This is a genomic window from Streptomyces massasporeus, from assembly GCF_014648995.1.
GTDB lineage: Bacteria > Actinomycetota > Actinomycetes > Streptomycetales > Streptomycetaceae > Streptomyces > Streptomyces massasporeus.
The window spans coordinates 114,406-130,205 of the sequence record NZ_BMSE01000018.1; the positions used below are offsets into that span (position 1 = coordinate 114,406).

13 protein-coding genes and 1 pseudogene are annotated in these 15,800 nt (G+C 71.1%); 7 read left to right on the forward strand and 7 right to left on the reverse strand.

The window, feature by feature from the left end; genetic code table 11:
• Positions 1-103: 103 nt before the first annotated feature.
• Entirely contained in the window at positions 104-2,044 is a 1,941-nt protein-coding gene (locus IE153_RS31600; RefSeq protein ID WP_268251893.1) for a rhamnogalacturonan lyase, read from the reverse strand.
• 357 nt (positions 2,045-2,401) lie between these two features.
• Between IE153_RS31600 and IE153_RS31605 the strand changes: the two genes are divergently transcribed.
• From IE153_RS31605 to IE153_RS31615, 3 genes are all read left to right on the forward strand, one after another.
• On the forward strand, positions 2,402-3,268 hold the full coding sequence (locus tag IE153_RS31605) for a GDSL-type esterase/lipase family protein (RefSeq protein WP_189593161.1): 867 nt from the start codon (positions 2,402-2,404) through the stop codon (positions 3,266-3,268).
• 110 nt (positions 3,269-3,378) lie between these two features.
• Positions 3,379-4,086 (forward strand): GNAT family N-acetyltransferase, encoded by a 708-nt coding sequence (locus IE153_RS31610; RefSeq protein ID WP_189593162.1) that lies wholly within the window; start codon positions 3,379-3,381, stop codon positions 4,084-4,086.
• A 249-nt stretch (positions 4,087-4,335) separates the two neighbouring features.
• A complete protein-coding gene (locus IE153_RS31615) occupies positions 4,336-4,686 on the forward strand; it encodes a cupin domain-containing protein (RefSeq protein ID WP_189593163.1) in 351 nt (116 codons plus the stop codon).
• Between the two features lie 9 nt (positions 4,687-4,695).
• Here IE153_RS31615 and IE153_RS31620 read toward each other — a convergent pair whose 3' ends face one another.
• The 3 genes from IE153_RS31620 to IE153_RS31630 form a co-directional block, all read right to left on the reverse strand.
• Positions 4,696-7,335, reverse strand: coding sequence for a SpoIIE family protein phosphatase (locus IE153_RS31620; protein WP_356236682.1), 2,640 nt, complete (start codon positions 7,333-7,335; stop codon positions 4,696-4,698).
• A gap of 249 nt (positions 7,336-7,584) precedes the next feature.
• Positions 7,585-8,673: an ABC transporter substrate-binding protein gene (locus IE153_RS31625; RefSeq protein WP_189593165.1), complete on the reverse strand. Its 1,089-nt coding sequence runs from the start codon at positions 8,671-8,673 to the stop codon at positions 7,585-7,587.
• A 164-nt stretch (positions 8,674-8,837) separates the two neighbouring features.
• The gene (locus tag IE153_RS31630; protein ID WP_189593166.1) at positions 8,838-9,869 is read right to left on the reverse strand and encodes a saccharopine dehydrogenase family protein; all 1,032 of its coding nucleotides are present in this window, start codon (positions 9,867-9,869) and stop codon (positions 8,838-8,840) included.
• Positions 9,870-9,970: 101 nt separating this feature from the next.
• Here IE153_RS31630 and IE153_RS31635 point away from each other — a divergent pair, with 101 nt between their 5' ends.
• Positions 9,971-10,915, forward strand: a complete 945-nt coding sequence (locus tag IE153_RS31635) for a helix-turn-helix domain-containing protein (RefSeq protein ID WP_189593167.1) — start codon at positions 9,971-9,973, stop codon at positions 10,913-10,915.
• 55 nt (positions 10,916-10,970) lie between these two features.
• Here the strand turns inward: IE153_RS31635 and IE153_RS31640 are convergent, their stop codons facing one another.
• Positions 10,971-11,630: a maltokinase N-terminal cap-like domain-containing protein gene (locus tag IE153_RS31640; RefSeq protein ID WP_189593168.1), complete on the reverse strand. Its 660-nt coding sequence runs from the start codon at positions 11,628-11,630 to the stop codon at positions 10,971-10,973.
• Positions 11,631-11,784: 154 nt separating this feature from the next.
• Here IE153_RS31640 and IE153_RS31645 point away from each other — a divergent pair, with 154 nt between their 5' ends.
• Positions 11,785-12,405, forward strand: a complete 621-nt coding sequence (locus tag IE153_RS31645; protein ID WP_189593169.1) for a dihydrofolate reductase family protein — start codon at positions 11,785-11,787, stop codon at positions 12,403-12,405.
• Here IE153_RS31645 and IE153_RS31650 read toward each other — a convergent pair.
• Together IE153_RS31650 and IE153_RS31655 are read right to left on the reverse strand one after the other, a co-directional pair.
• Positions 12,374-12,658, reverse strand: coding sequence for a hypothetical protein (locus IE153_RS31650; RefSeq protein WP_189593170.1), 285 nt, complete (start codon positions 12,656-12,658; stop codon positions 12,374-12,376). The two genes, IE153_RS31645 and IE153_RS31650, sit on opposite strands and share 32 nt — an antisense overlap.
• A pseudogene (locus tag IE153_RS31655) lies at positions 12,655-12,822 on the reverse strand (sigma factor-like helix-turn-helix DNA-binding protein); the annotation flags it as partial. The pseudogene IE153_RS31655 and the gene IE153_RS31650, both read right to left, overlap by 4 nt.
• Positions 12,823-13,235: 413 nt before the next feature.
• Here IE153_RS31655 and dctA point away from each other — a divergent pair.
• Together dctA and IE153_RS31665 are read left to right on the forward strand one after the other, a co-directional pair.
• Positions 13,236-14,627 (forward strand): C4-dicarboxylate transporter DctA, encoded by a 1,392-nt coding sequence (gene dctA / locus IE153_RS31660; RefSeq protein WP_189593171.1) that lies wholly within the window; start codon positions 13,236-13,238, stop codon positions 14,625-14,627.
• Positions 14,627-15,778, forward strand: coding sequence for a glycerate kinase (locus IE153_RS31665; RefSeq protein ID WP_189593172.1), 1,152 nt, complete (start codon positions 14,627-14,629; stop codon positions 15,776-15,778). Before dctA ends, IE153_RS31665 begins: the two co-directional genes overlap by 1 nt.
• Positions 15,779-15,800: the final 22 nt, after the last annotated feature.

The following is a 15,800-nucleotide window of genomic DNA, read 5'->3' on the forward strand; positions in this document are numbered from 1 at the left end:
ACCGCAACGCTCGCAGTCCGCTGGTCTCTCGTCGTTGGCCGACCGCAGACACTTGCCCCTACTGCGATCGCAGTAGGGGCAAGAGCCCGAGGCTCAAGGTGGGTCAGGGTGTGTAGACCGTCGGCCGGGGGGCCGTCGGCATCGCGTTGCCGATGAAGAAGCTCGGGTGCGGGGGCTGGTTGTAGGCGGTGTTCTGCCAGGCCAGGGCCGTGCGGTACTGCGTGTCGTGGAGCAGGGTGGTGATCTTGGTGCTGGTCTGGTGCGGAGTCGAGTAGATCCTCAGCGCCCGGTTGTCGCCGGTACGCCAGACGACCTCCTCGCGCCAGTCGCCGAGGATGTCACCCGACAGGACCGGGGTGGACTTGGTGCCGTTGTTGGAGGCGACGCCGGATCCGGTGAGCAGCCGGGTGTCACCGGAGGTGCCGTACTTGTCGATGCGCGTGCCGTCGAGGAGTTCGCGGACGGGGTCGCCGTCCCACCAGGACAGGAAGTTGATGCTGGAGGGCTCCCGGCCCAGGGAGGCACCGGTGGCGGAGCGCAGGGTGGTGTCGGATGCGGACCAGGCCTCTGCACCCGGGCTGCCGGCGTAGATGTCACCGGCGACGCCGCGGCCGTTGTCGGAGCCCGACGCCGTCTGCCACAGCCGCGTACCCGTGCGGGCGTCGGCCATCCAGGAGCCGGGCTTGCCGGCGTCCTCCGAGACCTTGAAGTACTCCAGACCCGGACGGGACGGGTTGAGGTCGCCGACGTGGCCGGCGTCGCCGTGACCCAGCCTGGTGGTCCACAGGCCGTTGCCGTTGTCGTCGACGGTCATCGCGCCGTAGACGATCTCGTCCTTGCCGTCGGCGTCGACGTCGGCGATGGACAGGCTGTGGTTGCCCTGGCCGTCGTAGCCCTTGCCGCTGTTGCTGGAGGAACTGGTGTCGAAGGTCCAGCGGCGGGTGAAGGCGCCGTTCCGCCAGTCCCAGGCGGCGATCACCGATCGGGTGTAGTAGCCCCGCGCCATGATCAGCGAGGGGCGGGCGCCGTCCAGGTAGGCGGTGCCGGCGAGGAAGCGGTCGACGCGGTTGCCGTAGTTGTCGCCCCAGGAGGAGACGGTGCCGCGGCCCGGGACGTAGTCGACGCTCTGCATCGCCTTGCCCGTCCGGCCGTTGAACATCGTCAGGTACTCGGGCCCGGACAGGACGTAGCCGCTGGAGTTGCGGTGGTCGGCGGAGGAACTGCCGATGACCGCACCGGTGCCGTCGCGGGTGCCGTCGGCGGTCTTCATGGCGACCTCGGCCTTGCCGTCGCCGTCGTAGTCGTAGACCTGGAACTGCGTGTAGTGGGCGCCGGAGCGGATGTTGGGGCCCAGGTCGATGCGCCACAGGCGGGTGCCGTCGAGCTTGATGCCGTCGACGATGGTGTTGCCGGTGTAGCCGGACTGGGAGTTGTCCTTGGCGTTGGTGGGCTGCCACTTCAGGACGAGGTCCAGGGCGCCGTCGCCGTCGAGGTCGCCGACCGAGGCGTCGTTGGCGTCGTAGGTGTAGGCCGAGTTGCCCGGAGCGGTGCCGCCCGCGGGCGGGGAGATCGGCACGTCCTTGTAGCCCGTGCGGAACTGGACCGCGGGCGCGGACGCCGCCTGCTCGCTGCCGTTCACCACCGCGCGCACCGTGTAGTCGGCCGAGTCGGCGCCGCCCGGGTCGAAGTAGTTCGTCGAGGCGGTGACGGGTGAGGAGTTGAGTCTCGTGCCGCCGCGGTAGACGTTGAACGACACGTCGTTCGGGTCGGTCGCCAGCCACCGCCAGGACACCAGGTTTCCGCTGCCGGTGTGCACGCTGGTCATTCCGCGGTCGAGCTTCTCGACCTGCCGGGCGGTCGCCGCGTGCGCGCTCTGCGGCAGTGCGACGAGTGCGGAGACGGCCAATGCGGCGGCGGAGAGGCAGCCGACGAAACGGCTGCCCGTCCGGTGGGGCGATCGCCGCGGTCGTGGCGTGGTGCGGGGACGCCTGTGCGAGTCGGTCACGGGGGCCTCCGGGACGTGGGGGTATGGGAACGCTCCCATGGGGAGGGAGCGTAAGAACGAGCTGATGCCTCGTCAAGGATTCTGTCCAGTCGGATGTTCGCCCCTGTTCGGATCCGTGAGGTTCTCGGTTCCGATGGATTGACAGTGAGGTGGAGCGCCTTGAACACTGCGTGATGCGCCTCGCGGGTCAACTGTGGTCGAAGGCAGTCGAACTGGTCGACCGGATGTGAACTCAGGCGCTGAACGCGGCAGTTCGTGTTTCACCGCACCCGCACCCTTCCCCCTTTGATGATGGAGCGCCCTCTCGTGCTCCTCATGTTGTGAACGATCCCAGCATGTAGGGACGGATCACGGATCACCGGCCATGTCCCCGACCCCTGCCCCCAGAGGGAACGCATGAAGAACTTACGGACCGTCATCACCGCCGCGCTGGTGATCGCCCTGTCGAGCCTCGGACTCGGCGCCGCCTCCGCGGCCGACAGCACCGCGAAGCACTGCACCGGCACATCCGGCACCGTGGCACCCGCGACGCGAGCCGCCGCCCAGCCGGTCACCGTGTGGCTGGCCGGCGACTCGACCATGGCCAATCCCGGCTCCGCCCGCTGCCCCGTCGGCTGGGGCAGCCAGTTCGACGCCCTGTTCACCCCCGACGTCACCGTCAGGAACCAGGCCGTGGGTGGCCGCAGCATCCAGACCTGGCTGTACGAGGGGAACGTCAGCGGTACCAAGGGCTCGGACGGCGAATGCCGCCTCACCTCCACCGCGTACTCCGCACGCTGGCAGGCGATGCTGAACGCGAGCACCGGGATGAAGGCGGGCGACTACCTGTTCATCCAGTTCGGCATCAACGACTCCTCCTCGACCTGCCCCCGGCACGTCGGCCCCGCCCGCTACCGGCAGTTGATGACCACGATGGTGCAGGCCGCCCTAGCCCGGGGAGCGCACCCGGTGCTGCTCACCCCGGTGGCGGCCATCACCTGCTCCGGCGGCACCGCGACGAAGAACCGCGGCTTCGTGAACGAGACCTTCGCCGTCGGATCCGCCACCGGGACGCCGGTCGTCGACCTGCAGTCGCTGAGCGTCTCGCTCTACAACAGCCTGCGCTTCTGCCCGCACAACGGCGACTACGGCTCGGGGCCCGTGGGCGCCTTCTTCTGCAACGATCACACCCACTTCGAGACGTACGGCGCACAGCGGATCGCCGGGCTCGTCGCCGGGGACGTGCGCAGGCAGAACCTCCCGCTCGCCGGCTATCTCGGGTAGCGCCGCGATCCGGTCGGAAGGGGCTGACTAGCATGGCTGTCGGCATCCGAAGAGGCCGTGCCGGCTCCTGGCCGGCCGGCACCGGCAGAGGGCAGGAAAGGCGCAGCACGATGACGGGGCTCAGCGACGCCGTCGCACTCGACGACCCGGTGGGCGAGTCGCTCCGCGGGCATCACGCACATCTCGCCCGGCGGCTCGGCGGCGCCGTCACCTACGTACCCGGAGTCGCGACCTTCTCCGCGGTGCCGGCCGAACCGGACGCGGAGGCATGGGCCGACCTGGCGAAGCTCCTGGGCCCGGGTGAGTTCGCCGACATGTTCAGCTGCCCGGCGACTCCGCCGTCGGACTGGGAGCCGGTCTTCGTGATGGAGGGCCGCCAGCTCATCTGGGCCGGTGACGGCGACCCGGAGCTGTCTCGCGCCGCGTCCGACTCCGGCGTGGTCGAACTCGGGGCGGAGAGCGTGCCCGAGATGCTCGACCTCGTCGAGCGGACCCGCCCGGGACCCTTCTGGCCCCGGACGCACGAGCTCGGCACTTACCTCGGCATCCGCGACGGCGGTGCACTGGTGGCGATGGTGGGGGAGCGGCTGAGGCCTCCCGGGTGGACCGAGATCAGCGCCGTCTGCACCGCACCCGAGGCGCGCGGGCAGGGCCACGCGGTCCGTCTGGTGCGCGCACTCGTCGCCCGCGTCGTCGCCCGCGGCGACCGTCCCTTCCTGCACGTGGCCGAGGCCAACACCGGCGCCCTCGCACTCTACGAACGGCTGGGCTTCGAGACCCGGAAGCACGTGACGTTCCGCGGATTCCGCACGCCGTGAGGGACTGATGAGGGACTGACCCGGCGACGGGCCATCGGGTGACGCGGACCGGTCCAGGCTGCTGAGGATCGGCGCGCGCCGAGGTTCCGGGCGGGGACGCACGCCCGGCGCTACGGCGTCCGCGAACGGCCATGCGACGTGTCAGAAACGCGGTGGAGTTCCTGACGATTCGCTCGTCGAGGCCAAGCCGCGGTGCGGACAGGATGTCTCGTCGACACCCGCACAAGCCGGTCCACCCAGGAGTCACTCATGACCACGTTCGTTCACGTCCCCGCGTCGAGGATCACCGGAGACCTCGAGCCGATGGGTCAGCGCCCGGGCGCGGACTCCGGCGACCCGCAGTTGGGTCTTCTGCGTTTCGACACCGACGGGACGGTCCGTGCCGGTGTGTGGGAGTCCCGGCCCGGCGGGTGGCCCGTCGTGGAGCGTGCGGACACCGAGACCTGCTACATCCTGAGCGGCCGGGCGCTCGTCACCGACGCCGCCACCGGAGAGACCTTCGAGATCTCCGCCGGAGACGTCATCGTCCAGCCCCAGGGCTGGTCCGGCCGCTGGGACGTCAAGGAGACGATCCGCAAGGTGTACAGCATCGGCCTGTGACGGCGTGACTCACCAGGACGCGTCCTCCCACTGGTCCAGCAGGGTCTCGTCCGACACCTGCTCGGGTTCGCCGGCCGGGACGCGGGTGGACTGCTCGGTCCAGATCACCTTGCCGCGGGCCATGTAGCGCGTGCCCCACCGCTGCGCGAACCGGGCGACCAGGAACAGCCCCCGCCCGCCCTCGTCGGTGGTCGCGGCCCGGCGCAGGTGGGGCGAGGTGCTGCTGCCGTCGGCGACCTCGCAGATCAGGCTGTCGCGGTCGTGCAGCACCCGCAGCCGGATCGGTTCGATGCCGTAGCGGATGGCGTTGGTGACCAACTCGCTGACGATCAGCTCGGTCGTGAACGCCATCTCCTCCAGTCCCCAGGTCCTCAGCCGCCCGGTGACCTCCGCCCGGATGCCCGCGACGACGGCCGGATCGCCGGGCACGTCCCACTCGGCCACCTGGGAGCGGTCCAGCAGCCCGGTGCGGGCGACGAGCAGGGCGATGTCGTCGCTCGACCCGGCGGGAAGCAGCGCGTCGAGGACGTCGCGGCAGGTCTCCTCGGGGGTCAGGCCCGGGCGGGCCAGAGCGTGCCCGAGCGCCCGGAGACCGGTGTCGAAGCCCCGCTCCCGGTCCTCGACCAGGCCGTCCGTGAAGAGGACCAGCCGGGATCCCTCGGTGAGGGTGACCTCGGCGGTCTCGAAAGGTTCACCGCCACCCAGCCCGAGCGGGGGTGAACCCGGCACCCGCAGGAACTCGACGGTGCCGTCGGGATGCACCAGGGCCGGCTCCGGATGCCCGGACCGGGACAGGGAGCACAGCCCGGAGGCAGGGTCGTAGATGGCGTAGAGGCAGGTGGCGCCCGAGACGCTCTCGCCCTCCCGCTCCTCCTGCTCGTCGCTGTCGATCCGCGCGACCAGCTCGTCCAGGTGCCCGAGGAGCTCGTCGGGGGGCAGGTCCAGGGCGGAGAAGTTGTGCACCGCGGTGCGCAGCCGGCCCATCGTGGCCGCCGCGTGCAGACCGTGCCCCACCACGTCGCCGACCACCAGGGCCACCCGCGCACCGGGCAGGGGAATCACGTCGAACCAGTCGCCGCCCACGCCCTCCAGGGCCGGCAGATAGCGGTGGGCGACCTCCACGGCCGAGTGGTCGGGCAGGGAGCTCGGCAGCAGACTGCGCTGCAGTGTCTCGGCCAGGCCGTGTTCACGGGTGTAGCGGCGGGCGTTGTCGACGGCGACCGCGGCCCGGGCGGCCAGCTCCTCGGCGAAGGCCAGATCCTCCCCGCCGAAGGGAACGCCGTCCGAACGCCAGAAGCTCGCCATGCCCAGCACCACACCGCGGGCCTGGAGCGGCACCGTGATCAGGGAGTGGAAACCGAGGTCCAGCAGACGCCGGGCCCGCTCGGGATCCTGCGCGCTCATCCAGCCGTCGGAGGCCGTCAGATCGATGTCCAGGACCGCACGCCCGCGCTCGGCGCCCAGGGCCACCGGCGACGTGGGGACGAAGCGGATCAGCTCGCCCACCGGATAGAGGGACCGGGCGCCGTCGACGCCGTGCACCGCCACCCGGCGCATCTGCGGACCGGGCCCCGCCGACACCGCACCGCGCAGGATCGGATCCAGCAGATCGACCGTCGCGGTGTCGGCGAACCGGGGAACCGCCACCTCGGCGAGTTCCTCCGCGGTGCGCACCACGTCCAGCGTGGTCCCGATCCGCACCCCCGCCTCGTACAGCAGCCCCAGCCGCTCCCGGGCCACCTCCGCCCGGCCCGCCAGGGCACGCAGCTCCGTCGTGTCTCGCAACGTGGCCACACTGCCCGCGGCGCGGTCGTCGGGATCGACCGGCCGTACGTTGACCGCCAGGAGCCGGTCACCGGCCAGGTGCACCACGTCGGTGGCCGGCCGGCCCGAGCCCAGCAGCTCGGCGGTGCCCGCCTCCAGGCCGAGGTCGGTGACCCGGCGCTCCTCGGCGTCCGCGGGCAGGTCCAGCAGCCGTCGCGCCTCGTCGTTCGCGAGCAGCAGCCGACCGTCGCTCCCGGTGATCAGTACGCCCTCCCGCACGGCGTGCAGTACGGCGTCGTGATGCTCGTACATCCGGGTCATCTCGGACGGATCCAGGCCGCGGGTCTGGCGCCGCAGCCGCCAGGAGACCAGTGCCGTGCCGCCCGCCGCCACCGCGAGCGCGCCACCGGCGAAGCCCAACAGCTGGGGCAGCTGGTCCATCACCACGTCGTCCACGCTGGCCACGGTGACCCCGACCGACACGAAGCCGACGATGGTGATCCCGTTGGGGTCGTAGACCGGAACCGTCGTGTCCACGGCAAGGCCCAGACTTCCCTCGAACGTCTTGGTGAACGGCCGGTCGGCGGCGCCGCCCTCGCGCACCGCGTAGATGTGCTTGCCGATCAGCCTCGGGTCGGGGTGGGTCCAGCGAAAGCCCTGGGGATCGAAGGCCACCACGTAGTCGACCCCGGTGTTCTTCCGGGTGTCCTCCGCGCGCGGCTGCAGCAGCTCCGTGGGCCGGCCGGATTTCATGGCGGCCAGCGTTCCCGGGGCCCGCGCGAAGGACTGGGCGACGCCCTTCGACAGCTGCCGGGCTTCCTGCGTGCTCGAGTCCCGGGCCTGCACCACGAGGGCACCTCCCGCGGCGGCGGCGAACAGCACCATGATCGCCAACTGCAGCAGGAAAACCCGGCCGGCGACACTGCGCACCCTCGGCAGGCCTCTTCGTCGCGATCCCGGCACCGGGGTGCCGGGATCCTGGTCCTCGCGCTCCCCGCGCCGTCGCGTGCCCGACCGAGTGCGCCCGCCACGGTGCGCGAGGAAGCGGAAGGCCGAGACTCGACCGAGGTGCCGGGACATACCGACTCTTTACCATGCACCTCCATATTCAGCCATATGGCTGCATTCAGTCGATCAGGCGTGAACCCACTCCCGCCAGCGCCTGGTCACGTCGTCCCGGTTCTCGAGCCACCACTCGATGTCCAGGTCGAATCCCGACAGCAGGTGCCCGGGAGTGCTCGCGAGATTCATGGCGCTGGACTCCGTGAGATACCCGTAGGCGGCGGGCACCACGGGACCGTCGGGGTAGATCCGGGCCATGTGGGCCTGCACCTCGGGCCGCAGCGCGAAGTCGATGAGCCGGTAGGCGGCGTCCGGGTTCGCGGAGCCCTTGGGGATTCCGTAGCCGTTGCTCTGCCTGCGGGCACCGTTCCATTCGTACGCGAGGGGTGCGCCGCGCTTGATCGGTTGCTGGAGTCTGCCGGCCCAGGTGCTGGAGGCCACGACGCTGCCGCGCGACAGCAGCTCACCCGGTTCGGCGCCGTACTCCCAGAACGTCCGCACGGAGCCCTTGATCTCGTCGAGGACCTTGAAGGCGCGGTTCACATCGAGGGGGTAGAGCCGGTCGAGCGGCACGCCGTCGGCCAGCAGGGCGAACTCCAGCTCGGGCCAGTCCACCTCACCCTGCAGCGCCCGGTCGCCCGGGAAGGCCCCGAGGTTCCAGAAGTCGGCCCACGACTCGGGCTTCCTTGTGTCGAAGGCGTCGGTGCGGTAGGCGAGCACGCTGGCCCAGTAGCTCTTGCCCACGCCGTTGGGGGTGAGCAGGGACTGGGCGATGCCCGCGTTCCGCGTGTTCTTCAACCGGCCGTAGTCCAGGGGCTCGGAGGCGTCCTCGTGCTCGAAGAGCACCAGGTTGGACATGTCGATGTCCATGACGTCGAACCGGGGACGGTCCTCCTTGATCTGGGCGAGCATCTGGTCGTGTGCGAAGTTCACGACCTTGATCCGGATACCTGTTTCCCTGGTGAAAGGGTCGTAGACGGCTTCGCGGTTCGCCTCGCCGTAGGCGCCACCGAAGTTGCGGACGACGAGCGTCTTGCTGCTCTTGGCGGCCCTTCGGTCGTCGCGGCTCTCGCACGCGGTGAGCGTGGTGGCGGCTGCGCCGACCGCGGTCGAGCCGACCCCGCTCAGGAAGGTCCTGCGGTCGATTCCGACGTCTCTCACCGACTGCCCCCAGAGTCTCTTCCGGATGATCCGCAACGGAGGACGGCTGCCGGTTTCAGCTTATGTGGCGATGTGCTTCTGGTGTCGGTCCCAGCGGGCCGGGAGGAGAACCGCGTCGCCGACCTCCCGTCGGCAGGACGGCACTCCACCCCGTCCGCCGGCTCCTACCGAAACAGCTCCACGGAGAGGTGCGAGGACAGGGCGCGGAGGAAGCCGTCCGCATCGAAGATCTCGCCGGCGGAGGCGACGCCGACCGTCCTGGTCTGCCCGGTGAGGATGCGGTGGACCGCCTCCACGGCCAGCGGCGCCGTGACGGCGTAGATGTCCTGCCCTCTCGCGACGGCGCGCCGCTCCGAGCCGCCGGAGCGCACGACCACGTCGACGAGGAAGGTCTGGGCGGACCGGCCGTGCTCGTCGACCGCGGCAGGTGTCGGCGTGTCCGGGGCCGTCACGCCCCGGGCGGCCTCGGCCGTCATGTGGGTGCGGACGTCGGGGATGGGCAGATGGCTCGGGATGGTGACGACGTCGGCCATCGTGAACTCCCCGATGACCGCCCGGGATCCCAGCGGCTCGGGGAAGGGCCACTGGAGGATCGTCGCCTCGTCGTGGCGGTAGTCCAGCCGTCCGTTCCGGTACACGACCCGCGCACCGCCCCGCCGCTGCCGGGAGACCGTGCCCGCGGCCCGCGTCCCGTCCGTGGGCTGCCAGTCGCTCAGCGCGTAGGCGACGTGCGCCTCGTCGGCCGCGGTCCAGTCACCCATCGCCGCGGTGGCCAGCAGGTCGCCGAGACCTCCGAAGAAGGCCATCGCCGGGACGACCACCGCTCCCGCGGCGCGGGCGCGGTCCGCGAAGTGCGCGAACGTGTCCGCGTTCGCCTCGATCTCGGCCGCCACGTCGACGTACGGGATGCCGGCGCGCAGGGCCGCCTCGATCACGGGGGCCGCGGTCGTGGCGAACGGCCCGGCGCAGTTGACCACCGCCTCCGCCCCGGCCAGCGCACGATCGAGCGACTCCGGATCGTCCACCGACGCCGGCCGCACCTCCAGTCCGGGGTGCGACGCCGCCAGCGCCTTCAGCTTGACCTCGTCGCGGCCGGAGAGAACCGGGACGAACCCTCGCCTCCGCAGCTCCGCCACCACGAACCGCCCCGTGTGCCCGTACGCACCGAACACCGTCACAACCCGACCCGCTCCCATGAGCTCTCCCCTGTGCTCGAACGATCAACTGAGACCATCCTGACGGAGCTGAGCACCCGATCGTGAGTGTCCGGAACGACATGGCCCATACAATTACGGACATGACCACTGTCGCGCTCGCCGCCACCGACGGGATGCTGCACTTCGAACTGTCGCTGGCACACGAGGTGTTCGCCGCCGCCCCGGCCGGGGTGACGGCCCCCTGGTACGACCTCACCGTCTGCGGACCCGCCGCCGTACAGGTCGGCCGGTTCAGGCTGGAGCCCGACGCGGGGCTGGACCGGCTCCGGCAGGCCGACACCGTGATCGTCCCCGGCTGGGCGGACCTCGACGAGGAACCGCCCGCGCAACTGGTCGACGCGGTGCGCGAAGCCCATGAGGCGGGCGCACGCGTGGCCTCGCTGTGCACGGGCGCGTTCGTACTGGCAGCGGCAGGGATCCTCGACGGGCGGCGCGCCACCACGCACTGGGCGCACACCGACGTCCTGGCCGCCCGCCACCCACGGGTGGAGGTCGACCCGGACGTGCTCTACGTGGACAACGGCAGCGTGCTCACCTCCGCCGGCAAGGCCGCCGCCCTTGACCTGTGCCTGCACCTCGTCCGTCTCGACCTCGGCTCGTCGGTCGCCAACGCCGTCGCCCGCCGCCTGGTCGTGCCGCCGCACCGGGCGGGCGGCCAGGCCCAGTTCGTCACCGCCCCGGTGCCCGACCAGGACGACCACCCGCTCGCCGCCCTGTTCCCCTGGATCATCGAACGGCTCGACCAGCCTCTGACCGTGCAGGACCTGGCCCGCCGGGCGGGGATGAGCTCCCGTCACCTGGGCCGCCACTTCAGGGCGGTGACCGGCACGACCCCCCTTCAGTGGCTGCTGACCCAGCGGATCCGGCACGCCCAGGAACTGCTGGAGAAGACCGACGACGGCGTCGACACCATCGCGGCGGCCACCGGCATGGGCACCGCCACGACGCTGCGCCGCCACTTCAACCGCACGGTCGGGGTCCCCCCGGACGCCTACCGCAGGACGTTCCGCTCAGGGACTCGCTGACTCCGGACGCCTACCGCAGGACGTTCCGCTCACGGACCCGCTGACTCCGGGGCAGCTACTCCCGGCCGGCGCCGTACAGGACGGCGAACACCCCTGCGGCGCGGGTGCCCTCCGGCGTCTCCCAGGTGCCGCCGACGTGGCCGACGGCTCCCTGCGGAGGGAGGATCCGGCCGTCCGGAGCCGGCTGCAGGGCACGGTGCAGACGAAGGGTCGTGCCCTGCGACGTGGTCAGTTCGGTGCCTTCCCCGTCGTCGGTCGCGGTGAAGCCCCTGGAGAGGAGCCCTTCACCGGTGCAGGAGGCGACTACCTCGCGCGCGGGGGTGTCACTGACGTTCTGGTCCTGGGCCTGCGCCCGCCCCTCGATCAAGGCCGCCAACCGGTCGGCCAGCACCGGGTCATGGCAACCGTCGTAGGCCCAGCGCTGCCCCAGCACACCGTGCTCCATCGTGCCGACGAGAGCGTGCTCCGCTCCTTCCAGCGGCGCACCGCGATAGGTGAGGGGCACCAGGTACGCCACCGGCTGAGGGCCGGAGGTGTCGGTGACCACCATGAACTCGATCCCCACCTCGCCCTGCGGATCGTCGAGCCGGAAGCCACCCGCCTTCGCCAACGTCGGTTCGCCGGCGCCACCCCGGTACCACGGACGGGAAGGCAGCCAGGACGTGAGCAGTTCCAGCTTGGTCGGCTTCAGGGTGGTGCGGTGGATGACGGCCATGCCGAAGGGTCCCTTCCCACGAGTCGTACGGGCGATCACACTTTCGCATCCGCGTGGCGTCGGCACACCTGTGGAAGGCGGCAGTCCGTGCGCGTAGTTTCCGCAACCCGACGCCGTAGTTTCCGATATCGAACGCCATGCGGAGGAGAAGACCATGACCACGCCGACGGGCAGGCTGATCTGCGACATCACGATCTCGGCCGACGGGTACTCGGCCGGGCTCGACCAGACGGAGGAGCGACCCTTCGGAGACGACGGCGGCGACGGCTCGGGCGCCGGGCTGCACGCCTGGATGTTCGACACACCCGACGAGAACCGGGCCGAGATCGACCGGCTGAACACGGCCGGCGCGTTCATCATGGGGCGCAACATGTTCGGCCCGGTACGGGGCGCATGGGATCGCCGGTGGAACGGCTGGTGGGGTGGCGACCCGCCGTTCCACGCGCCGGTGTTCGTACTGACCCACCACGCGCGCGAGCCGCAGCCGATGGCCGGCGGTACGACGTACCACTTCGTCACCGACGGCATCGTGTCCGCCCTGGACATGGCGCGCACGGCCGCCGGCGGCGGCGATGTCATCGTCCTCGGCGGCGCGACCACGATCAACCAGTACCTCGCCGCCGGCTTGATCCACGAGCTGCGGCTGCACATCGCGCCCCTCACCCTCGGCGCCGGCACCCGGCTGTTCGAGGGCGTCCCGCCGCTGGAACTGGAGCAGCTGACGTCACGGGCGGCGAGCCGGGTCACGCACGTGACCTACCGCGTGTCGACCTGAGCGGTCGGGAGGCCGGAGAAGCCCTTCCCGGATGGGACGGCGCCTCGTTCAGCGCCCACAGCCCGATCAGCGTGGCCGGTGCGAACACGACGGTGATGAGCACGGCGAGGACCAGCCTGCGGCGGCGTTCGCGGCGCAGCCACTCGCCGCGTGCCGTGCGGTAGGCGTCCGGCGCGGCCTGCGCCCCGCCGGCGAGCGCGGCCAGGGCCTCGGCCGGCTCCCGCTCCGTGCGGTCCGGGTCGGTGTGGTTCATCGCCGGGCCTCCATCGCCTGGGTCAGTGCGGCGAGGCCGCGCGCGGTGTGCGTCTTCACCGAGCCGGAGGAGATGCCCATCGCGGCGGCGATCTCGCCCTCCTTCAGCCCGAGCCAGTGCCGCAGGACGAGCGCCTCGCGCTGCCGGGCCAACAGGTGTTGCAAATGCCGGTGTCGTCAACGCCACCGGCGCCGCCGCGCCCGACGCCTGGCGACGCGTCGTGGCCCTGCTGATCCAGTCCTTCGAGACCCGGCCCGCGGCCCCCTGCCCGCCTCGCCCGAGCACGACGCCCTTTACCAGGCGATGCTCCGTCCCGGTCCTGCAGGCGCGGCGGCGTCTCGCTCGGGCGAGTGTCCGGCGGAACCCGCCGAGCGCCCGGCACGGCGGGATGCGGACGACCGGGACGGCCGTGCGCCTGACTGACACGTACGTCACGCCCTGCGCCCGTATCGATAGGTCCGGCCTATACGGGGCATCGATTTTTGGTCGTGGACCCCCCGCCCCGCCGCCCGGTTCACTGTGCCGCAAGCTGGCGCGGACCGATCGGGCTCGGTGTCGCGCGATCAGGGAGGCTGCAATGACGCATACCCCGGGCAACGGACGAGCCGAGCAGGCCGCGCGGATCGCGGCGAAGCCGTGGTACCGGCAGTTGTACGTCCAGGTGCTGGTGGCGATCGTGATCGGCATTGTGCTGGGCTGGCGGTGGCCGGATCTGGCCACCGACATGGAGCCGATCGGCACGACGTTCATCACCGCGATGAAGATGCTCATCGGTCCGATCGTCTTCCTGACGATCATCGGAGGCATCGCCGGCGTCGCGGACCTGAAGAAGGTCGGACGCACCGGGGTCAAGGCACTGGCCTACTTCCAGATCGGCACGCTCGTCGCGCTGCTGACCGGACTGATCGCGATCAACGTCTTCCGCCTCGGCGACGGCGTCCACGCCGACCCGGCGACCCTCAAGACGTCCGGCGACGCGAGCCAGTACGTCTCCCAGGGAGAACACCAGCACTGGTGGGAGTTCCTCACGGGCATCGTGCCGAACAGTTTCTTCGGCCCCTTCGTGGAGGGGAACATCCTCCAGGTCATCTTCCTGGCCGTGGTCTTCGGCATCGCGATCAAGATGGTCGGCAAGACCGGCGAACCGATCATCGCCGCCGTGGGCCGCCTGACCGAGGTCGTCTTCAAGGTCCTGTCCTTCGTCATGAAGGCCGCGCCTCTGGGCGCCTTCGGCGCGATGTCGTACGCCATCGGAAAGTTCGGCCTGTCCACGCTGACCAGCCTCGGCTCGCTGATCCTCCTCTTCTACGTCACCTCGGCGCTGTTCGTCGTACTCGTGCTCGGTGGCGTGCTCGCCCTGTACGTGCGGCTGAACATCTTCCAGCTCTTCCGCTACTTCAAGGAGGAGTTCTGGCTGATCCTCGGCACCTCGACCGCCGAGCCGGCCCTGCCCGGACTCATGCGCAAGCTGCAGTTCATGGGGGCGGAACGGCCCACGGTCGGTCTGGTCGTGCCGACCGGCTACAGCTTCAACCTGGACGGGGCGGCGATCTACCTCTCGCTGGCCACGCTCTACATCGCGCAGGCCACCGACACCTCGCTCTCCCTCGGCCAGCAACTCGGGCTGCTGGCCGTCATGTTGCTGACGTCGAAGGGCGCCGCGGGTGTCGCCGGAGGGGGATTCATCGCACTGACCGCGACCCTCTCCACGGTCGGCTCGGTCCCGGCGGCGGGCATCATGCTCATCTTCGGCATCGACAAGTTCATGTCCGAGTGCCGGGCCCTGGTGAACTTCTTCGGCAACGCCGTCGCCACCCTGTTCGTCGCCAAGTGGGAGAACGGCCTGGACCTGGAACGGGCACGGGAGGTACTGGCCGGTCGGGTGGGAGAGCCGCCGGCGACCGAGGCCGAGGACGTACAGCCGGTCGCCGTCCCCCGCGCCCCGCACACGGCAGAGGTGACGCCCTGATGGTGTCCGTGCTGATCGCCCCGGACAAGTTCAAGGGCTCGCTCAGTGCCGACGACGTGGCCCTCGCGCTGGAGCGCGGGCTGCTCGAAGCCGCGCCCGAGGCGCGGGTCGTCCGCCTCCCGTTGGCGGACGGGGGAGAGGGGAGCGTGGCCGCGGCCTGTGCGGGCCGGTTCAGCGCGGAGAAGGTCACGGTGAGCGGGCCGACCGGCCGGCCCGTCACGGCCGAACTCGCGGTGCACGGCCGTACCGTCCTCATCGAGGCGGCCGCCGTCTGTGGACTCGGCGTTCTCCCGGGCGGACGCAAGGCGCCGCTCACGGCCACCAGCAGGGGTGTCGGCCAGGCCCTGCGCCACGCACTGGCAAGCGGGGCGGACACGATCGTCCTGGCGCTCGGCGGGGTCGCCACCACCGACGGCGGCGCGGGCCTGCTGCAGTCCCTCGGTGCGACACTGGCCCGCGAGGACGGCACCCCGATCGGTCCCGGCGGCGCAGGACTCGCCGAACTCCACACGGCCGACATCGCCGAGGCCCGCGCGGCTCTGGCAGGAGTCGATCTCGTCCTGGCCACCGATGTCGTCAACCCGCTGCTCGGGCCGACGGGCACCGCCGCCGTCTACGGTCCTCAGAAGGGCGCCACCGCCGACGGGGTGCGCGAACTGGACGACGCCCTCGCCGGGTTGGTACGGCGACTGCGGGCCGGGGGAGTCGCGCAGGCGGCGCGCCTCGCCGACGCCCCGGGTGCCGGGGCAGCCGGCGGGCTGGGACACGCCGGGATGCTGCTCGGTGGACGGGTGTGCTCGGGGGCCGACTACTTCCTCACGCTGCTCGGGGCCGACGAACCGCTGGCCGCGAGCGACTTCGTCGTGACCGGCGAAGGCAGTCTCGACGAGCAGTCCTTGTCGGGCAAGCTTCCGGTCGCACTCGCCCGGCGCGCCCGTCGACCGGGCGTCGCGGTGCACGCGGTCGCCGGCCGCTGCACCCTGCCCCGTGACCGAACGGCAGCCCTCTTCCGCTCCGTCCAGGCCCTGACGGACCTGACCGACCAGGACTGTGCGCGGGACAGCGCCCTGTCCGCGCACCTGCTCGCCCAGTGCGGACGTAGCATCGCCGACCGCTGGATCGGATGCCGAGGAACGGAAACCGGCAGGTAGGCTCGTTGCGCCTGTCGTACCA